General features: G+C 72.5%; 18 protein-coding genes. 9 read left to right on the top strand and 9 right to left on the bottom strand.

From position 1 onward, the window contains the following. Positions 1-34 precede the first annotated feature (34 nt). Complete coding sequence (locus FR742_RS08260; protein WP_148030401.1) at positions 35-436, bottom strand: RNHCP domain-containing protein; 402 nt, start codon at positions 434-436, stop codon at positions 35-37. Between the two features lie 14 nt (positions 437-450). Next, positions 451-837: an RNHCP domain-containing protein gene (locus FR742_RS08255; RefSeq protein ID WP_148030400.1), complete on the bottom strand. Its 387-nt coding sequence runs from the start codon at positions 835-837 to the stop codon at positions 451-453. 270 nt (positions 838-1,107) lie between these two features. Here FR742_RS08255 and FR742_RS08250 point away from each other — a divergent pair, with 270 nt between their 5' ends. Next, the gene (locus FR742_RS08250; protein ID WP_148030399.1) at positions 1,108-3,405 is read left to right on the top strand and encodes an acyl-CoA dehydrogenase; all 2,298 of its coding nucleotides are present in this window, start codon (positions 1,108-1,110) and stop codon (positions 3,403-3,405) included. A 28-nt stretch (positions 3,406-3,433) separates the two neighbouring features. On the opposite strand, the gene ligD is transcribed toward FR742_RS08250, so the two are convergent. Further along, a complete protein-coding gene (gene ligD, locus FR742_RS08245; RefSeq protein ID WP_148030398.1) occupies positions 3,434-4,432 on the bottom strand; it encodes a non-homologous end-joining DNA ligase in 999 nt (332 codons plus the stop codon). 342 nt (positions 4,433-4,774) lie between these two features. On the opposite strand from ligD, the gene msrB reads away from it, so the two are divergent. Next, positions 4,775-5,176 carry a peptide-methionine (R)-S-oxide reductase MsrB gene (gene msrB / locus FR742_RS08240; protein ID WP_148030397.1) on the top strand — a complete coding sequence of 134 codons (402 nt, stop codon included), beginning with the start codon at positions 4,775-4,777 and terminating at the stop codon, positions 5,174-5,176. A gap of 188 nt (positions 5,177-5,364) precedes the next feature. Here msrB and FR742_RS08235 read toward each other — a convergent pair whose 3' ends face one another. Next, positions 5,365-6,162, bottom strand: coding sequence for an alpha/beta fold hydrolase (locus tag FR742_RS08235; RefSeq protein WP_148030396.1), 798 nt, complete (start codon positions 6,160-6,162; stop codon positions 5,365-5,367). Then, positions 6,104-7,387, bottom strand: a complete 1,284-nt coding sequence (locus FR742_RS08230; protein WP_148030395.1) for a cation:proton antiporter — start codon at positions 7,385-7,387, stop codon at positions 6,104-6,106. Before FR742_RS08230 ends, FR742_RS08235 begins: the two co-directional genes overlap by 59 nt. 157 nt (positions 7,388-7,544) lie before the next feature. Here FR742_RS08230 and FR742_RS08225 point away from each other — a divergent pair, with 157 nt between their 5' ends. From FR742_RS08225 to FR742_RS44410, 6 genes are read left to right on the top strand one after another with little or no spacing between them, the layout of a single operon-like run. After that, positions 7,545-8,285: a hypothetical protein gene (locus tag FR742_RS08225; protein ID WP_148030394.1), complete on the top strand. Its 741-nt coding sequence runs from the start codon at positions 7,545-7,547 to the stop codon at positions 8,283-8,285. A 29-nt stretch (positions 8,286-8,314) separates the two neighbouring features. Beyond that, positions 8,315-9,307, top strand: a complete 993-nt coding sequence (locus FR742_RS08220) for a methyltransferase domain-containing protein (RefSeq protein WP_187281046.1) — start codon at positions 8,315-8,317, stop codon at positions 9,305-9,307. A 1-nt stretch (position 9,308) separates the two neighbouring features. After that, positions 9,309-9,515 (top strand): MbtH family protein, encoded by a 207-nt coding sequence (locus FR742_RS08215; RefSeq protein ID WP_148030392.1) that lies wholly within the window; start codon positions 9,309-9,311, stop codon positions 9,513-9,515. Next, positions 9,512-10,528 carry a guanitoxin biosynthesis L-enduracididine beta-hydroxylase GntD gene (gene gntD, locus FR742_RS08210; RefSeq protein WP_148030391.1) on the top strand — a complete coding sequence of 339 codons (1,017 nt, stop codon included), beginning with the start codon at positions 9,512-9,514 and terminating at the stop codon, positions 10,526-10,528. The genes FR742_RS08215 and gntD overlap by 4 nt, the downstream gene beginning before the upstream one ends. Before the next feature lie 11 nt (positions 10,529-10,539). Next, positions 10,540-11,346, top strand: coding sequence for an SDR family NAD(P)-dependent oxidoreductase (locus FR742_RS08205; RefSeq protein WP_148030390.1), 807 nt, complete (start codon positions 10,540-10,542; stop codon positions 11,344-11,346). Between the two features lie 45 nt (positions 11,347-11,391). Further along, a complete protein-coding gene (locus FR742_RS44410; protein WP_187281045.1) occupies positions 11,392-11,565 on the top strand; it encodes a hypothetical protein in 174 nt (57 codons plus the stop codon). A gap of 6 nt (positions 11,566-11,571) precedes the next feature. Here the strand turns inward: FR742_RS44410 and FR742_RS08200 are convergent, their stop codons facing one another. Further along, positions 11,572-14,595: a BTAD domain-containing putative transcriptional regulator gene (locus FR742_RS08200; RefSeq protein WP_148030389.1), complete on the bottom strand. Its 3,024-nt coding sequence runs from the start codon at positions 14,593-14,595 to the stop codon at positions 11,572-11,574. Positions 14,596-14,830: 235 nt separating this feature from the next. Between FR742_RS08200 and FR742_RS08195 the strand changes: the two genes are divergently transcribed. After that, positions 14,831-15,475, top strand: a complete 645-nt coding sequence (locus tag FR742_RS08195) for a hypothetical protein (RefSeq protein ID WP_148030388.1) — start codon at positions 14,831-14,833, stop codon at positions 15,473-15,475. Here FR742_RS08195 and FR742_RS08190 read toward each other — a convergent pair. The 3 genes from FR742_RS08190 to FR742_RS08180 form a co-directional block, all read right to left on the bottom strand. Beyond that, on the bottom strand, positions 15,456-16,547 hold the full coding sequence (locus tag FR742_RS08190) for an alkaline phosphatase family protein (protein WP_148030387.1): 1,092 nt from the start codon (positions 16,545-16,547) through the stop codon (positions 15,456-15,458). The two genes, FR742_RS08195 and FR742_RS08190, sit on opposite strands and share 20 nt — an antisense overlap. Positions 16,548-16,768: 221 nt before the next feature. Then, positions 16,769-17,980: an MFS transporter gene (locus FR742_RS08185; RefSeq protein ID WP_148030386.1), complete on the bottom strand. Its 1,212-nt coding sequence runs from the start codon at positions 17,978-17,980 to the stop codon at positions 16,769-16,771. Next, positions 17,980-19,740, bottom strand: a complete 1,761-nt coding sequence (locus FR742_RS08180) for a DUF4910 domain-containing protein (protein ID WP_187281044.1) — start codon at positions 19,738-19,740, stop codon at positions 17,980-17,982. Before FR742_RS08180 ends, FR742_RS08185 begins: the two co-directional genes overlap by 1 nt. Between the last annotated feature and the right edge of the window lies 1 nt (position 19,741).

Here is a 19,741-nt window from a genome sequence, read left to right as displayed (position 1 = left end):
TCGAGGGCCCCGGGGGTCGCCCGGGGCCCTCGGGTCACAGCGAGAGCAGCGCGCCGACCCGCAGCCGGTCGTCCGACAGCGGTCGCATCGCGATGCGGACCAGGGCGAGCGCGTTGTCGTCGCCCGCGATGCGGTTGGCGCTGAGCCCGCCGCACGTCTGGCAGTGGTGGATGATCAGCCACTCGCCGTCGTCCCGCACCGTGACGCTGACCGGCGCCATACGGCCCCGGCACGCCGCCCGGCGGTCACCGGGGACGCGGTGGTCGACATGTCTGCTGGTCAGGCAGTTCGGGCAGTGGTTGCGGTGCGCGGTGCCCGGCGCGGTGACGGGCACGTCGAGGCGGCAGCCGACGCACCGGAACGCGTCGCCCGGCTCGCCGTGCCTGACGTCCTTGCGCCGCTGCGGCCGGCGCTCCGCCGGTTTCCTGCGTGGCATGCGGTCCGCTCCCGTCACAGGTCGCCGAACGTTTCCAGCGGGAACGGCGGCTCGGCGAGCGGGCGGACGGCCATGCGCATGAGGATGAGCTGGTTGTCGTCGCCGCTGATCGGGTTGGACGTCAGCTCTCCGCAGCGGGTGCAGCGATGGATGAGCATCCAGTCGCCGCCGCGCAGCACCGCGATGGAGATCGGCGCCATGCGTGATCCGCACTCGGACGGCCCGCCCTCGGCACGGTCGAGCACGTGCAGCGAGTGCAGGCAGCTCGGGCAGTGGTTGCGGCGGCCGCCTCCGGGGGCGGCTCCGGTCACGGTCAGCCCGCACCGTACGCAGGTGAACGTATCGGTCAGGACCTGACGGGTCTTGTGGGTGGACACCCTGGGGTACTCCTTGCCGGACATGATGGGAAAGGGCAGCAAGGAAGCGCCGTGCGGGCCTCGGGACGGTCAGGGATGACGTGTCACGTACGGGTCCGTATGACGGTACGACGAGGCGCGCGTGGCGCGGTCCCGGGCATAAACCCCCCGCTTTCCAGGGCGTGACCGCCCGTATGACTCGTGCATGGACATCGGGAGCGTAACCAGGCCCGGTCCGGGACCGCCACCGATTTTCCCCGCCCCGGCTTCACGTTGGGGGTGGAGAAGGACCGAACAACGTTCTAGGTTCGGTCCATGGGAATCGGGCTGACCACTGACCATCGGGCGCTCGCGGGGTCCGTGCGCGGGCTGGCGGAGCGGGGTGCGGACCATGGTGCGCTGGCCCGGCAGGGGGTGCTCGGGCTGCACCTGCCGGAGGAGCGGGGCGGGCAGGGGTACGGGCTGCTGGAGCTGTGCGTGGCACTGGAGGCGCTCGGCGAGCTGCGCGTCCCCGGACCGTACCTGCCGACGGTGCTCGCCGCCGCGGCGGCGGCCCGCTCCCCCGCCGCCAAGGACCTGACCGACGGCCTCGCCAACGGCTCCCTCACCGCCACCGTCGTCCTACCCCTCACAGACGGTCCCGCCGCCCCGGTGTCCGGGGCGAGCGACCTCACCGGCGCTCTGCCACCCCGCGCGGACCGCCCGGCCGCCCTGCTCGCGCTCGGGGCGGCGGGGGCTGATCTGTTTCTGGTGCCGGTGGGGGCGGATGGCTGGGCGTTGCTCGATCGCGGGGATGTGGTGGCGGAGCCCGCCGCAGGTGTGGACCTGGACCGTGACCTGTGCACTGTGACCGTCATGGACGTGCCCCGGGAACGCGTGCTCGGCGCGGTGCCGGTACGGGAGCTGGCCGCCGTGCTGCTCGGCGCGGACGCCTGCGGGGTCGCGGCCTGGGCTGTGGCCACGGCATCGGAGTACGCCGAGGTACGTGAGCAGTTCGGCCGGCCCATCGGGCAGTTCCAGGGCGTCAAGCACCGGCTGGCCGCCGCCCTGGTAACCCTGGAGCAGGCCCGCGCCGCCGTATGGGACGCCGCCAGAGCCCTGGACGACCCCGGACAGCACGGAGTCCACGGGCAGACTGGGATCACCTTGCCGCCCGAGGTGCGGCTTGCCGAAGAGGCGACCATCTTGCCGCCGCAGGAACAGCTTGCCAAGGAGGTGGCTGCGTTGACGCCGGAGGTGCGGCTGGCTGTGGGGGTGGCCGGGGTGCTCGGGGCGGAGGCCGGGGTGCGGTGTGCGGCGGATGCGATCCAGGTGCTCGGCGGCATCGGCTACACGTTCGAGCACGACGCGCACCGCTACTACCGCCGGGCGCTGTCGGATCGGATGGTGGCCGGGGATCCGGGGGTGTGGGCCGATGAGGTGGCGGCGCTGGCCCTCGCGGGGGTGCGGCGGACGATGGAGCCTGATCTGCCCGAGGACGCCGCCCCGGTCAGGGACTCGGTGCGGGCGCACGCCGCGTCGCTTCGGGCCGCCGATCCGTCCGAGCGCCGGCGGCGGTTCGCCGAGGAGGGGTGGATCATGCCGCACCTGCCGGAGCCGTGGGGCCGCGGGGCGTCACCGCTCGAACAGGTGATCATCCACGAGGAGTTCCGCGACCTGAGACGCCCGAACCTGGGCATCGGCGCGTGGGCCGTGCCGTCCATCGTCCGGCACGGGACCCGGGAGCAGCGGGAACGCTTCCTGCCCGGGACGTTCGCCGGCGAGATCGTGTGGTGCCAGCTGTTCAGCGAGCCGGGCGCCGGCTCGGACCTGGCGGGGCTGTCGACCAGGGCGGTCCGCGTGGAGGGCGGCTGGACGCTGACCGGGCAGAAGATCTGGACGTCCCTGGCCCAGTACGCCCACTGGGGCATCTGCCTGGCCAGGACCTCACCCGGCAAGCCCAAGCACGAGGGCATCACGTACTTCCTCGTGGACATGGCCACGCCCGGCGTCACCGTCAGGCCGCTCAAGGAGATCAACGGCGACGAGTTGTTCAACGAGGTCTTCCTCGACGACGTGTTCGTGCCGGACGAGCAGGTCGTCGGCGAGGTGGACGGCGGCTGGCGGGTGGCCCGCGACACCCTCTCGCACGAACGGGTCGCGCTCGGCGACTCGTGGGGGCCGGGGTCGAGGCACACGGACATGGCCGCGTTCGCCGCCCGGCTGCCGCTGCGGGCGGCGCAGCGCGAGCAGGCGGGCCGGCTGTGGGCCGAGGGCCAGGCCATCTCCGCCCTCGGCCTGCGCGTGACCCTCGCCCAGCTCGCCACCGGCGCAAGAGGCGGCATGGAGAGCGGGGTCGCCACCAGCAGCAGAGGCGGTAAGGAGAGCAGCGTCGCCACCGGCGCAAGAGGCGGCAAGGAGAGCGGGGTCGCCACCGCGTCCAGCGTCCGCAAGCTGCTCGGCATGCGGCACGCCCAGGCGGTGGCCGAGTTCTGCTGGGCGCTGGCGCCCGCCGACCCCTACTGGAGCCGCATGATCCTCACCACCCGCGCCTTCACGATCGGCGGCGGGACGACCGAGGTGCAGCTCAACATCATCGCCGAGCGCGCGCTGGGGCTCCCGCGCGACCCGTGACCACTCCCCCGCCGGGAGCACGGAGTGGTCAGTCGTCGCGGGCCTTGCTGGGCTGCACGCGCTTCGGCTCGCCGGGCATCTTCGGATAGTTGGGCGGATAGGGCATGTCGCCGCGCTCGTCCTTCGCGTACAGGTCGAGGAGGGTCTCGATCGAGTAGGCCTGGTCGTCGATGGCGGCGTGCACGTCCCCCAGCTCGGCGAACCTCGCGGGGACCGTGCGGATGTCGAAGTCGCGCGGGTCGGCGTCTTCGAGCTCGGACCAGGTGAGCGGGGTCGAGACCGGCGCGTGCGGGCGGGCCCGGACCGAGTAGGCGCTGACCACCGTGCGGTCGCGGGCGTTCTGGTTGAAGTCGATGAACACCCGGTCGCCCCGCTCCTCCTTCCACCAGGCGGTGGTGACCAGGCCGGGGTCGCGCTCCTCGACGGCCCTGGCCAGCGCGATGCCGGCGTGGCGCACCTGCACGAAGTCCCACCTCGGCTCGATGCGCACCGCGATGTGGACGCCGCGGTTGCCCGAGGTCTTGACGAACCCGGGCATGCCGAGCTCCTCCAGCACGTCCCTGGTCAGGAACGCGGCCTTGCGCACCGCGTCGAAGCCCACGCCGGGCTGCGGATCGAGGTCGACGCGCAGCTCGTCGGGGTGTTCGACGTCGGGGGCGCGGACCTGCCAGGGGTGGAAGTCGATGGTGCCCAGGTTGGCGCAGTAGGCGATGGCGGCGACCTCGGTGACCTTCAGCGACTCGGCCGTCCGGCCGCTGGGGAAGGTGACGGTCGCGGTCTCCACCCAGTGGGGGCGCTTGGCGGGCATCCGCTTCTGGTAGATGGCCTCGCTCTGCACCCCGTCGGGGTGGCGCTTGAGGTTGGTGGGCCGGTCTCTCAGCGCCCGGAGCGCGCCCTCGCCCACACTGACGTAGTACTCGACCAGCTCGCGCTTCGTCGCGCCGATCTCCGGAAAGTAGATCTTGCCGGGATTCGTCACCTTGACGGTGCGGTCTCCCACCTCAAGCTCGATGTACGGCGATGCCATGGGAACGAACCTACCCCGCGCCTCCGACAAACCACCGGGCGAGAGAAGGGGGCCCGTCCCGGAGCCGCACCGGTGGCGGGACCGGGAGCTCGACGGAACGGGCCCGTCAACGAGACCACTCGCGCCGCCGTTCCGGGCGCTGGCGCGCCACCCGGCCGGCCGTGGCGATCGCCGGCGGCGCCAGCACGGGCGTGGGCTGTGCCGCTCTGGCGATCCGGCGAGTGGTCTCGCCCCTTTGCAGGAGGCGATGACACCCCCTTGCTGACAAAGACGCGAATTCGCCCCAGAAAGGATGCTCCCCCTATGGAGATCTCTTTTTGCCGCATCTCGTACGCTGAACGTATGGACAAGGTGGTCAAGAGCGAGACCGAATGGCGGGTCCAGCTCTCTCCGGAGGAGTTTCATGTGCTGCGGGAGGCGGGCACCGAGCGCCCGTTCACCGGCGAGTACGTCGACACCAAGACCGAGGGCGTCTACGCCTGCCGAGCGTGCGGCGCCGAGCTGTTCAGGTCCGACACCAAGTTCGAGTCCCACTGCGGCTGGCCGAGCTTCTTCCAGCCGTCCGACTCCGACGCGGTGACGCTGATCGAGGACCGCAGCCACGGCATGGTCCGCACCGAGGTGCGGTGCGCGCGCTGCGACTCCCACCTGGGGCACGTCTTCCACGGCGAGGGCTACCCGACGCCGACCGACGACCGCTTCTGCATCAACTCGATCTCGCTGAGACTCGAACCCGTGGAGTGACAGCTCGTTGACACGGCGTATCGGACAGAGGTGGCGGGTAGACCATCGCCGTGAGCCGGATCCATTTTCGTCACCGGTGGGTGACGATCGAGACGATCGGCCGCGTCGTCACGCAGCGGTGCGAGGTGTGCACGAAGACCCGGGTGCGGGTGCGGTGAGATCAGGGGACGCGCGGGCGCCGCGCGTCCCTAGGCGGTCGCGAAGAAGTCCACCATCAGGGAGTTGACCTCGTCCGGCTGCTCCAGATACCCGTAGTGCCCGCACTTGGCGACCTGCGCGTACCTCGCGCCGGGGATGGCGGTGGCGACCTCCTGACCGAGGTGCGGCGGCGTGATGAGGTCGTCCTCGAAGCCGACGACCAGGCAGCGGCCGCGGATGGCGCGGTAGTCCCCCAGCCGGTCGTCCATGATCTCCAGTTTGCTCTGGGCGCGCATGACCGCCTTGGCCGTCGGGAAGAGCTCGAAGAGGTCCAGCCAGTGCCGGGCCCGGCTCTCGTCGTTGAGCGTGTGCGGCGACAGGCTGAGCACCGCGCGCAGCGCCGCGCCGTAGGCGGCGGGCAGCTCCACCGGACCGAAGTTCAGCTCGGCCTCGGCCGCGGCGAGCCTGGCGCGGAAGTGGTCGGGCCGTCCGCGCGTGGCCATCAGCACGGCCTGCTCCACCAGTTCCGGCCGCTGCAGCAGGAGCTCCTGGACGACGTGCGCGCCCATCGACACGCCGACGAGGCGGCAGCGCCCTCCGCACAGGGTCTCGGCCAGCCCGGCGAGGTCGCCGACCAGGTCATCGATCTCGGGCGGCGTCCCGGAGTCCGGCGTCAGGCCGCGGTTGTCGAAGGTGATGACGCGGTAGCCGGCGGCCAGCAGCGCGGGCGCCTGGTGCAGGTGCCAGACGTGCCCGGGGCTGCCGGTGCCCATCACCAGGATCACGGGGTCACCGGTGCCCTGGTCGGTGTAGGTCAGGGTGGTCCCGTTCACTCGCGCCACGGCCATGCCGCTCTCCGTTCTGTTCTGGTGCTCGCTCGAAGGCCGCCCGCAGCAGCGGTGGCGCCAGCAAGGAGGTGGCCACCGCGATCAGGACGACGATCGAGTACGCGGCCGGTGTCAGGATGCCCAGCCGGAGTCCGACGGTGGCGACGATGATCTCGATGAGGCCCCGCGAGTTCAGCCCCGCGCCGATGGCGAACGACTCCCAGCGGGGCATTCCGCTGGTGCGGGCGCCGATGTAGCCGCCGGCCAGCTTGCCCGCCACGGCCAGGGCCAGCAGTCCCGCCGCGGTCAGGGCGACCACCGGCTCGGCCAGTGCCGCGAGGTCCAGGTGCAGCCCGGCGAAGGCCAGGAAGACCGGGGCGAGGACGGCGATGACGGCGGTGCGCAGCCCGGCCAGGTGCCGCGCGCCCTCGCCCTTGGCGGCCCCGGCGACCAGCCCGGCGACGAAGGCGCCGACGACCGGCTCCAGTCCGGCGAGGTGCGCGGCGAGCGCGCCGGTGATGATCACGACGGCCGACATGGTCATGACGGGCGCCGGGTCGGCCACGCTCAGCACGCGCCGGGCGACCGGCCGCAGCACCAGGGCCGCCAGGAGCATGACCGCCAGCCACAGCAGCGGCATCCCGATCGTTTCCGGCCCCGCGCCGCTGGTGGCCATCGCGCCGACGACCGCGAGCAGTATCCAGGCGACCGAGTCCTGGCAGGCGCCGGAGGCCAGGGTGATCTGGCCGACGCGGTGGCCGAGCAGGCGCAGGTCGCTGAGCGTACGGGAGATGACCGGGATGGCGGTGACCGACAGCGCCACGCCGAGGTAGGCGGCGAACGTGACCCGGTCGGCGGCCGGCCCCAGGAGGGCCGCCGGCACCACGAAGCCCGCCGCCGCGCCCAGCACGAGCGGCAGGACCAGCGCCCAGGCGCTGACCCGGGCCAGCGTGCCCGCCTGCTCGCGCAGCCTGCCCAGGTCGAGCTCGGCGGCGGTGAGCCCGACGAGCAGCAGGAGCCCGAGCTGGGCCACGGCGTCGATGAGCGCTCCCGAGCCGGGCCGGGGCAGCCACTGGGCCCAGCCCGGCGCCAGCTGTCCCAGAACGGCGGGCCCGAGCAGGACCCCGGCCGCCAGCTCGCCCACGATCGCCGGCTGGCCGAGCCGGGAGGCCAGCCGGCCCAGGAGGACGGCCGAGGCCAGGATCACGACGAGCTGCAGGAGGAACAGCGGGACCCCAGTGAGCATGACCCTCAGCCTAGGAAGCCTCCGTACGGCCCCGGCCGGGGCGGCGAGCGAATGGCGATTTCTCGCCACAACGGCGGCGGACGCTTCTCCGGCCTCCGCCACGGTTCTACGGTCCGAGGCAGCGAGATCCCCTCAGGAGAAGCGAAGGATCCCCGCAGTGAATGCCCGAATTGTGCAGGAGCTGAACCAGCACGTACGCCACGCCGAATTGTCCGGCGAGGTGGCGGCCGCCCGGCGCGAGTTCGCCGAGCGCGGATTCGCGATGGTGTCGTTCCTGGCGCCCGCGAGTGTCAAGCAGGCCGTGGCCGACGACGTGCTCTCCCTCATCGAGGAATCCGGGGTCCGGCGCGACCTCAGGTTCAAGGAAACCGGCGGCACGCCCCGCCGGATGCGCAACGTGACGCGATCGGAGATCGCCGAGCACAGCGCCCTCATCCCCGCCGTGTACCGGTCGGAGGCCCTCGTCGGCCTGCTCGCCGAGATCGTCGGCGAGCCCGTGCTGGCCTGCCCGTACGAGCCCGAGCAGTATGTGATCACCCGTCTGGAGCACAGCGGTGACACCCACGGCTGGCACTGGGACGACTACAGCTTCGCGCTGGTGTGGCTGGTGCAGTGCCCGCCGCCGGAGCACGGCGGGTTCGTCCAGTGCGTGGCCGGCACCAGCTGGGACAAGAGCGACCCCGCCATCCACCGCGCGCTGCTCGACAACCCCATCTGGTCGTTCGAGGTGGGGGCCGGCGACCTCTACGTGATGCGCACCAACACCACGCTGCACCGCGTCTATCCGATCACCGCGGGCGTGCGGACGATCGTCAACATGGGGTACGCGTCCAAGCCCGACCTGGAGACGGTCACGTCCCACGAGACCATGGACGCGCTGTGGGCGGAGCAGGTGTGAGCACGATGCCGACCGAAATGGAGAACCCGATGCACACGGCTTTCACCCGCGGCCCGGTCGCCGACGTCTTCTCGTCCTACCTCGTCGCGGTGTCACTGTCGGCCGCCGGCGAGCTGGGCATCCTCGACGCGCTCAGGCGGGAGGACAGCTACTCGATCGAGACGGCGAACGCCGACGGGCTCGACCCGCGGCTGGTGCGCCAGCTGCTGGTGACGCTCTCCTGGGCGGAGATCGTCGAGGTCGCCGACGACAAGGCGGTCACCGGGCCGCGCTTCGACGACGCCTACCGCGCGCGGGGATACTTCTACTGGATGGTCCGCGGCTGCGGCGAGCTGTTCTCCGTCCTGCCCGAGGTGAGCAGGACCGCGAACCGCACCGGCGACTTCTACACCAGGGACATGCGGGCGGTGGCGGTCGGCTCCAAGCTGATCGGCGAGACCGAGGTCGAGCCGCACTTCGTCGAGCTGCTCGGCGAGCTTGACTACTCGGCCATCGCCGATCTCGGCTGCGGTTCCGGCCAGCGGCTGATCGACGCGGTCTCCCGCCGGCCCGGCGTGCGCGGGGTGGGCGTCGACATCGCGCCCTCGGCGGTGGAACTGGCCGCGTCCTCGGTGGCGCAGGCCGGTCTCGCCGGCCGGATCGGCGTCGTCACCGGCGACGTGCGCGACCTCGAACCGCTGCCCGAGTTCGCCGGCGTCGACCTCATCACCTGCGTCTTCCTGGGCCACGACTTCTGGCCCAAGACCACCTGCGTGGCGGGCCTGCGCAAGCTCCGCACGGCCTTCCCCGACGCGCGGCGGCTGCTGCTGTGCGACGTGGTCCGCAGCGAGGAACCGCCGGGGGCGGACACGACGATCTTCACCCTGGGCTTCGAGCTCGTGCACGCCGCGATGGGGGTCTACCTCCCCACCCGTACGGAGTGGCGTGAGGCGTTCCGCGAGTCCGGCTGGGTGCTGAACGGCGAGCGGGACTTCGCCGCACCTCCCCGCGGCGTCCTGTTCGACCTGAGCCCGGAGAGCTGACATGAGCAACCCGTTCGACGACGAGAACGGCTCCTTCCTGGTCCTGGTGAACGCCGAGGAGCAGCACTCGCTGTGGCCGTCGGCCTTCCCCGTCCCCAGCGGCTGGAGCGTCGCCTTCGGCCCGGCCTCCCGCGCCGAGAGCCTGGAGTACGTCGAGAGCAACTGGACCGACATCCGGCCCGCCGGCGTGAGGAGCGCACTGGCATGAGCGCCGACACGATCGAATACGTCCTCGACGGCAAAGAGGTGGACTCGATCACGGCCGTCGGCGAGCGGGTCAGGGCGCTCGGCGAGGATCCCGCCGACCCGGGCTTCTTCGACCGCTGCTGGCACATCCGCGAGGAGCTGCCGGTCGGGCTGCGCCGGTTCCTGGAGGACTTCCGCCGCACGGAGCCGGCCGCGTTGTGCCTGGTGCACGGCTTCCCGATCGACGACGACGCCGTCGGGCCGACGCCCGGCCACTGGTCGGTCCCCTCGCAGTCGGCCGCCGCGGGCGACGCGGAGGTCTATCTCGCCCTGTGCGGGATGGTGCTGGGCGAGCCGTTCGCCTGGTCCACCCTGCAGGGAGGGCGGATGATCCAGAACATCGTGCCGATCCGCGGCGACGAGATGCAGCAGAGCGGTCACGGCAGCCAGTCGTCGCTGGAGTTCCACACCGAGGACGGGTTCCACCCGCTGCGCTGCGACTATCTTCTGCTGTTCGGGCTGCGCAACCACGAGCGCGTGCCCACGGTCGTGGCGTCGGTGCGTGACGTGGAGCTGTCGCCGGAGCAGGCCCGGCTGCTGTCGCGCCCGCGCTTCCACATCATGCCCGACGACGAGCACCTGCGGCAGCTGGAGGCGACCCAGCCTGGCCATCCCGCGCTGGCGCTGATGCGCGAGATGCGCGACAGGCCCGAGGCCGTCCCCGTGCTCGTCGGCGAGCCGGGCAACCCGTACCTGCGGCTCGACCGCCCGTTCATGACCTGCGCGGACGGGGATCCAGAGGCCGAGAGCGCGCTCGACGCGCTGGTGGCCGGGCTGGAGGCCGGGCAGCAGGACGTGGCCGTCGGGCCGGGCAGCCTGCTGATCGTCGACAACTACCTCGCCGTCCACGGGCGCAGGCCGTTCCATCCCCGCTACGACGGCACCGACCGGTGGCTGAAGAAGCTGACGGTCAGCAGGAACCTGCGCAGGTCCATCGGCAACCGGGCGACGACCAGCCCTCGGGTGATCTTCTAAGGGGTGCTGCCATGCGTACCGTGGTCATCTCCGGCGCGTCCAGCGGGATCGGGTTCGCCGCCGCCGAGCACTTCGCGCGCTCCGGTGACACCGTCTTCAACCTCGACGTGCAGCCGCCGATCGCCGCGCCGAGCCCGGGTGTCACCTGGGTCGAGGCCGACGTGACCGACTGGCCGGCGATAGAGGCGGCCGTGGCGGCGGTCTGGACGGACCAGGGCCGGCTGGACGTGGTGATCGCCAACGCGGGCATCAGCGTCAGGCACGGCGTGCTCAACCTCGACGAGGCCACCGCCCGCCGCGTCGTGGACGTCAACCTGCTGGGCGTGCTGGGCCTCTGGCGCTGCGCGGCCGGTTACATGACGAGGCAGGGGCGTGGCGTGCTGCTGGCGACGGCGTCCGTCAACGCCTCACGCGCCTATCCGTACTACGCCGACTACAACGCCACCAAGGCCGGCGTCCTCGCCCTGTGCCGTACCTTCGCGCTGGAGCTCAGCCCGAACATCAGGGTGGCGTGCGTCAGTCCGGGCGCGGTGCTGACGCCCATGCAGGAGGCGGAGTACACCCCGGAGATGCTGGAGGAGGTCAACCGCTCGATCCCGCTCGGCAGGCACGCGCAGCCGGCGGAGATCGGCGCGGCCTTCCACTACCTGGCCTCGCCGGCCGCCGCGTTCCTGACCGGGCAGGAGCTGGTCGTGGACGGCGGCGAGATCGCCGGCGCGACCACGTCCGCCTTCGGCACGGGCGGCACCACGGATGTGCCGGGGCCCGCGGCCTGGCCGCTCTCCTCGACCCTGCGGGCCGGCGACGTTACTTTTTAGCGGGACCCACGTGACAGATCGACACTTCTCCGAGAAAGGACTCCCATGAAGCGCCGCATCACCTTGGTGAGCATCGCGACCGCCTTCCTCACCGCCCTGCTCGTCTCGCCCGCCGTGGCGCAGCCGGATGTCGATCCGTTCAGGAACTTCCACTGGACCGGCGAGCGCGACATCCAGCTGCCCTGGCCAGGCGAGCGCATGATCGGCAAGCTTCCCTGACGTAGCTCAGTGCCCCTCGTCCTCCGCGAGCAGGGCGGCCGCGCGAGCCCACAGCTCGTGGGCGCCCTGGTCGTTGCGGAGCATGGCCTCCGTCGCCGCCAGCGCCTCCAGCGCCCGCGCGTGCCAGATCCTGGCGCCCAGCTCCTCGAAGACCTTCGAGGCGAGCGTCAGGTTGTTGCGGGCCGACGTCGCGTTCCCCGTCCCGAAGTAGAGGTTGCCCAGCGCGAGCGAGGTGCCCCCCACCACGAACTGCTCACCGACCCGCTGGGCGATCTGCCGGGAGGTGAGCAGCGCGCCTTCCGCGGCGTCCGTACGGCCCTGCTGCGCGTAGGTCTCACCCAGGACCCGCAGCACGTAGGACTCGCCCACCACGTCGCGCAGCTCCCGCACCGTCTCCAGCGCCTTCTCCAAGGTCTGGCGGGCGGCGTCGACGCGCTGGGTGAGCAGCAGCACCTCGCCGAACCGGTAGAGCGCCTGGGCCAGGCCCCGCTGGTAGCCGATCTCCTCGAAGGTGCTCACCGCGGCCCTGAGCAGGGGTTCGGCCTCGCCGTACGCGCCCCTTTCCAGGAGCACCTGCGCGGTGCTGGCCATGACGTGCGCCCCGGCGGCGTGGTCGCCGAGCGCGCGCAGCATCTCCCCAGCCCGCGCGTAGCGCTCGAGCGCCAGGTCGAACCGGCCGGCGATGCGATCGAGCAGGGCGAGGTTGCGCAGGGCCAGCGCGTGACCGTGCTCCTCGCCCTGTTCCTCGAACATGCGCACCGCCTTACGCAGGAGGCTGTCGGCGTCGTCGTAGCGCTGGCGGAACAGTTCCAGGCTGCCCAGGCCGTAGGTCATGGCGGCCTCGCCGCGGACGTCGCCGTCGCGGCGGGCGGCGGCGAGCGCGAGCTCGTGCGCCGAGCGCCAGTCGTCGTAGTAGCCGCGTACCTCGAAGAACGTCGCCGAGGTCATCGTGAGGTCCCAGCAGAGCGCGCTGAAGCCGAGCGCGGCCGCCTGGCCGATCGCCGCCAGCAGGTGCGGGCGCTCGGCCTCGAACCATTCGATCGGGTCGGGCATCATCCGGTCGATCACGGCGAAGGGCAGCCTGCGGCGCTCCGCGGGGCCGTGCAGGACGGCGTAGTCGCCGCCGAGCAGGCGGGCGTGGGCGGCCTCGGCCAGGGCCAGCCAGCAGCCGAGGGCCCGGCGCAGCGCGGCGTTGCGCTCCTGCTCGCTCTCCTCGATCAGGGCGCGCTCGCGCGCGTAGAGGCGCAACAGGTCGTGGAAGCGGTAGCGGGCCTGGCCGCCGGGCCAGGGCTGGCTCAGCTCCAGCAGCTGCGCGTCGACGAGCTGCTCGATCAGGTCCTGGGCCCGCTCCGGATCCATCTCCAGCAGGGCGGCGCCCAGCCACGGGCCGAACTCGGCCACGTCCAGCAGCGCCAGCCGCCTGAACATGATGGCCGCCTGCGGTGACAGGTCGCGGTAGCTGAGGATGAACTTGGTGCGCAGGTCCACCTCGCCCTGGCTGAGCTCGTCGAGCCGGCGGCTCTCGTCGGTGAGCCTGGCGACGAGGTCGGCGCTGGTCCACGACGGCCGCACGGCCAGCCGGGCGGCCGCCACGCGCAGCGCCAGCACCAGCCCGCCGCACAGCTCGCTGAGTTGCCTGGCCCCCTCCGGGTCGGCGTGCACCCGCTGCTCCCCCGCGATGCACGCGAGCACGTCCACGCCCTGGTCGGGCGGCAGCACGTCCAGCCGGAGCGGGGTCGCGCCCTCCAGGGTGATGAGCCCGGCGAGCTGGTCGCGGCTGGTCACGATCACGGCGCAGCCGGGCGCGCCGGGCAGCAGGGGCCTGACCTGGCTGGAGTCGCGCGCGTTGTCGAGCACGAGCAGCAGCCGGCGCCCGGCCAGGACGGTCCGGAACAGGGCGGCCCGTTCCTCCAGCGTGGTCAGGGGATGCTGGCGGGTCACGTTCAGCGCGCGCAGGAGGGTGTCGAGCACGTCGAAGGGTGAGACCGGCGGGCCCGTCTCCGAGTAGCCGTTGAGGTCGACGAAGAGCTGGCCGTCGGGGAAGCGCGGGGCGACGCGATGCGACCAGTGGACGGCCAGTCCGCTCTTGCCGACCCCGCCCATCCCGGTGATGACGGCGATGAACGGCTGGCACGCCTGGGACTTGCGGTCGAGGAGCGCGTCGAGCCGCCCGAGCTCGGCGTCGCGGGCGACGAAGCCGGTCACGTCGGGCGGCAGCTGGGCGGGCACGGCCGGCGCCGCCTCCGGCGCGGCGTGTTCCATGACGAGGCGGCCCTGCCGCCGGCCCGTCTCCCCGCGCAGGATCGCCTCGTTCAGGCCGGCCAGCTCGGCGCCGGGTTCGAGCCCCAGCCGCTCGATGCTGAGCCGGTAGCCCTCCTGGTAGGTGGCCAGCGCCTCGGCGCGGCGCCCGGCCCTGCTCTGGGCCAGCATGAGCAGGCCGCGCAGGCGCTCGCGCAACGGGTACTCGGCGACCAGCGCGGCCAGCTCGCCGACGATCTGGAGATCGTGCGACAGTTCCAGCTCGACCTCGAAGTACTCCTCCAGGATGGCCAGGCGCCACTCGCCGAGCCGCTCGGACTCGGCGCGCACCAGCTCTCCCTCGACGCCGGTCAGCGGGTCGCCCCGCCACACGGCCAGGGCCGAGGAGAGCTGTTCGGAGGCCTTCTCCAGGTCGCCCGCGGTCCGGGCCGTGCGCGCCTGGCGCAGCGCCTCCTCGACCTGTTTGACGTCGAACCTGTCGTCGTCGGCGAGCCGCAGCAGGTAGCCGGAGGAGACGGTGACGATGGGGTCGTGGGCCACTCCCGCGGCGGCGAACTCCCGGCGCAGCCCCGACACGCAGATGGCCACCTGGTTGCGGGCGGTGGCGGGCGGGTTCTGGCCCCAGATCGCGGCGCTGAGCCTGTCGGTCGAGACGACCCGGCCCACGTTGAGCAGGAGGGTCGCCAGCATGATGCGCCGTCGCGGCCCGCCCAGCGGGATCTGCAGGTTGCCCGTGATCACCGTCAGTGGACCGAGGACGCGGAACTCCATGCACACACCCACTGGGTCGTCTCAGCTAGGGCCATGGCGTTCCCGCCGACTCCATACGGGGAAATCGTAAGATATCCACGCATAGGCGATATAACAAGAAATGACAAAAAATGTCCACATCTACTGTGATGACACTTCAGTCAGAGTGACCGATAACGCACCGAAATCGCATGCACATACCTCCCCTCTAGCGTGCGAAGTAGTGATACTTCGACTGGCAACCGGGTTGGTATCGATGTCTCCTAACACCAGCAGAACCCTCCCCTTCAAACCCGCCGACCACTCCGCGGCGCAGCTCGGGCTCCCCCTCCTGGAGCTGGAACTGGCGGAGCAGACCCACGCCGAGTTGCTCGTGCTGTCCGCCGAGCCCGAGCGCATACACCCCGCCCTGCCGCGCCTGTTCGCCCAGCTCGCCCGGCGCCGGGTCGCCGTCCGCATCCTCCACGGACCCGGCCGGCCCGGCCGCACGTCCCCTCTCGCGCAGGCCTGGCAGGCGGGCGCGACCGTCCGGGCGGTGACCGGCCTGCCCTATCAGGTGCTCGTACGGGATCGCGTGGTCGCCTACGTCGCGCACCCCGGCCCCGCCCACACCGGGCGGCTGGAGAGGATCCCCCATCCTGTGGTCGCGGCCTCCGTGGCGGGTGTCTTCGACACCATCTGCCACATCCTCGACGACCGGCGCAGCGGCGCTCACGAGGACGAGGGGCAGGACGAGGTGCTGCGGGCGCTCGACGACGGGCTCACCGACGACCGCGCCGCCGCCCGGCTGCACCTCAGCAAGCGCACGTTCGCCAGGCGGGTGGCGGGAGTGATGGAGCGCCTCAACGCCACCAGCCGCTTCCAGGCCGGGGCGGAGGCCGTCAGGCGCGGCTGGATCTGACCCAGCGCGCCAGCGGGACCAGCGTCTCCCCGTCGCTGATCGCCCCGTGCTCGTAGGACAGTCCGGGATCGGGGAGCGGGAAGCGCGGTGAGGTGGCGATCGCCATCACCGCGCCGAGCCGCTCCCGCACCGGGCCGGCGGACTCCATCAGGCCCAGCTCGCCGAGCGCGGTCGCGGGCAGCACCATGGCATGGCCGTCCAGGGCCTCGGCGAGACGTTCCGCCACCTCCCGCTCCCTGCCCGGGTGCGGGTAGAGCCAGCGCACCCGGCCGGCCCCGCCGCCCGGCAGCTCGCACAGCTCGGGCGTGTCCACCTCCGCCCAGCGTCGCGCCAGGCCGGGGTCGGAGGCGACGGGAACCAGGCCGTGGTCGGCGTAGGCGAGCACGTGCCACCCCCTGCGAGCCCAGGCGGTCGCCTGCCGCTCCAGCTCGGCCAGCGCCTGTACGGCCCGCTCGTCGTAGCCGTGCCGGTGCAGGTGGTCGTCGAGGTTGACGTAGACCCACAGCAGCAGCGGGCGGGTCCGCCGCGCGCCGATCGCCGCTCCGACGTCCGCCGCCACCCCCGCCACCAGGCGGTACGGGTCACGGGTCAGCGCCTCCCGCGCCGGCTGCCGCGCCGCGCCGCGGGTGAGCGCGTCCACCCAGGGACCGGACAGCAGGTCGAGCTCGCGGCCCACCACCACCGCCTCGGCGCCCTCCGCCCGCTCGAAGACCGTGGGCAGCGGGCGGACCGGTTCGCGCGGCGCCGCCGCTCCCGCCAGGACGTCCCCGGTGATCGCGTTGACGAGCGGACCGCCGGCCCGCTCGCGATAGGCGGCGCCCACCGTCAGATGCTCGGTCACCGGCGCGCCGGTGACCGAGGTGAGCCAGGCGGTGGCCGAGGTGCTGGGAAAGGTGGAGGCCAGGCAGGAGAGCTCGGCGGACCGCCAGACCCGCCGGGCGACCAGCCAGGAGAGCCCGTCCACGGCCAGGACGAGCACGCCGCGACCGCCCCGGTCCAGTTCCGACAGAACCAGCCCGGGGACGGCACGCAGGTCGAGCCCGGGGCGCGCGAACGTCCCGGCCTCGGTCATGTCAGTAGTTCGGCACGCAGTCGGTGCACGTCGTGCGGAACTTCACGACCTGAACTTCCTGGCGCGCGGCGAGCATCTTCTCGACGAATTCCGGAGTCGTCATGATGGGGGTTTTCACACTGGTCTGGATGCTTTCATGCAACACGGGCGCCTCCTGGAATTGAGCCGGGCCTCTCAGCCCATTTTCTGTGATTCAACGATAAAAATCGTAATTGTTTTGGTCAATCAACTTTCGCCAGGATGGCATCAATCCGCCACCCTCGCCCCACCAGCACTGACGCGGTCACCATGGCGAAAATCACCGCCGCCGCCGCGTAGATCACCCGGAAATCGAGGAACCCCACGACGAGCGCCCCGATCCCCATGGACATCACGAACGGCAGGTCGATGATCGCGTCCATTGCGGTAAGCGCGCGGCCCTGCATACCGCTCGTGGTACGGCGCTGCACGAGTGTCGTCGTGGCCACCATGAAAATCGGGATGGAAAGGCCCACCAGAACGCCGCTCGCGCACATCGTCACCTCCGTCGCGGGAATCACCAGGGCCAGGCCCGCCGCGCTGAGCCCGAAGCCCACAGCCGCCGCGCGATGCTCCCCGTACCGCCTGATGAGCACGGCGACGACGAAGCCCCCGGCGACCGAACCCGCGCCCTGGAAAGCGGCGATGACCCCGACGAACGCGGCCGGCCGGCCGAGCCCCTGCTCCACGGCGGCGAACATGGCCGGGTTGACCAGCCCCGCCGCGCACAGCGCCGCGGCCACCGCCAGCACGCCGCCGCGCAGCTCCCGGTCGCCCATGATGTGGCGCACCCCCGCCAGCACATCGGCGCGGAACCGGCCGGGCTCCCGCGGCGCCGGAGCGGCCAGGTCGGGCGCCCGCCGCAGCATGAGCAGCACCAGCACCGACACCAGGAACGTCGCCGTGTCCAGGATCGCCACCGCGGACAGCCCCAGCGCCACGTACAGCGCCGCGCCGATCAGCGGGCCGAGCACCCGCAGTCCCTGGCCGAGTGAGCTGAGCAGCCCGTTCGCGTCGCCGAGCAGCCGCTCGGGGACCATGGAGTGGATCAGTCCGCCCCTGGCCGCGTTGAAGACGTGGTTGGCGAAGCCGTAGCCGAGCGTGACCGCGAACACGATCCACAGATCGCCCGGATGCCTGACGAGCAGCAGGCAGAGCACCAGCGCCCCGGCCAGCAGGTCGTTGACGATCAGGACCTTGCGCCTCGGGAACCTGTCGACGAGCAGCCCGGTCAGCGGCGCGAAGAACGACGGCACCGCCAGCAGGATGAACACCACCCCGGCCATCGTGTCCGAGCCGGTCAGCTCCTTGACGTAGATGCCCAGCACCACCAGGAGCGCCCGGTCCCCGATCATGTTCACCGTCTGACCGAAGAACAGCAGCAGGAACCGGCGGTCGCGCAGCAACTCGCGCATCAGCCCTCCTTCGCCCAGCCGGCCTCGACGAGCACGGCCAGGAACTCGTGCGCGAACTCCTCCGGCACCGGCAGCTCGGCCGCGCACTCCGCGTAGGCGGCGAGCGCCGCCCGGTCTCTTGCGCCGTCGATGCCGTGGGCGAGGGCCAGCATGAGGGCGTAGGAGCGGGCCCGGGCCCGCGCCGCCTGCCGATCCAGCCACACGCGCCCGGCGGGACTCGCCGCCTCGGCCAGCCCGCGCAGGTTGAACGGCCCTTCCCAGGCACGACTGAGCGCCGGCCCGGCGAACACCTCGCCGCCTTCACCGACCGGCGACAGCGCGGCGCCCGCTCCGGCCGGTGAGAGCGCGGCAACGTGATTTGCGAGCCCGGCCAGCCAGGCGCGTGCCCGGCCGCCCGCGCGGCCGTGGAGCGCCTCCGCGCCGTCCAGGGCGCCCAGGGCGACGGCCGTACGGTGCCGCAGCAGCGCCCGTGACCCCTGCCGGCAGCCGAGCAACCGCGCCGCCCCCCAGCCCACCGCGATGTCCTCCAGTTCGGCGCGCTCGCCCGCGAGCCCGGCCAGCACCGCCGCGACCGCGCCCGCGACCGTGGCCGTACGGCGCAGCTCCGCCGGGTCGAGCTTGTCGAGCGTGTCGGCGGCGCTGTGGTTGAACCGGTCGGGCCAGTGCCCGAGCGACACCGTCGGGCAGCCGATGGAGGCGTCCACGAGCAGGCTGTGGTCGGAGGCCCCGACGAACGGCGTGGCACGCCAGGCCCAGGTGTCGCAGGCCACCGCACCCGAGTAGGAGCGCGCGGCCTGCGGCAGCGCCGCCACGACGTGCTCGGTGAGCGCGTTGACGAAGCCGGGCAGGTGGTCGGGGCTGCGCTCGACGATGAGCGGCCCGCCGCACCGGCGCTGGTCCTGCCCCGCCATGTCCACGTTCACGGCGGCCACCGGCGGGCGGGCGGCGACGTCGTGCAGGTAGGCGGCCATCCCGGTGAACTCGGGACCCCAGACGAACCTGATGCCGCGCCTCCCCCGCCGCCCCGCGAGCACCCTGGCCACGCTGAGCAGCGCGGCGGCCCCGGAGGCGTTGTCGTTGACGCTCGGGCGCGGATGGCACAGGTGCGCCGAGAGCAGCACCTCCTCCGGCCCGGTCCCGGGCAGCAGCCCGGTGACGACGGGCATGGCCGCCCGCCGGTGCGTCTCGACCTCGACCCGGACCCGGCCGCGCCGCAGCAGCTCGGCCGCCTGCTCAGGGGTGACGCTGAAGGCGGCCAGGCCGCTCCCGGCCGGCAGCTCGACCCTGCCGGGGCCGGGCAGGCGGTCGGTGACCAGGCCGAACGCCCCGGCGCTCGCGGCCCGCGCGATCGCGACGGGCACCGGCGTGCCGGGGTCGTCGTGTACGGCCAGCGAGCCCTCACCGGCGTCCGCCAGAGGCGCCACGGTGACGGTGACGCCGCCGGGCGGGGTCGCCGCCGAACCCGCCGCCAGCGCGAACGGCTGCTCCGGGTAGCGCACGAGGTCGTCGATCGCGGCCCGCACCGGGGTCCAGGAGAGCGGGGCGCGGAAGCTCCACCAGCGCCTGGCGCCGTCGGCGGGGAACTCCAGGAGCCGCACGTCGCTCAGGCCCGCCCGCTCCGCCCGGCCGGCGACGTACTCGGCGGCCGCGCGGATCCCGTCGGACGCCTGGTATCGGTCGAACGCGGCCAGCTCCGCGACGTCCTCGACCGCCCGCCGCACGTCGCAACGGTCGAACGCATCCTGTACGGCGTCGCCCACG

Origin of the sequence: Nonomuraea sp. C10, from assembly GCF_008017515.1 — a bacterium.
Taxonomy (GTDB): Bacteria; Actinomycetota; Actinomycetes; order Streptosporangiales; family Streptosporangiaceae; genus Nonomuraea; species Nonomuraea ferruginea.
Note: the sequence above shows the minus strand (reverse complement) of the source record. Positions and strands in the feature narration are given on the sequence as shown.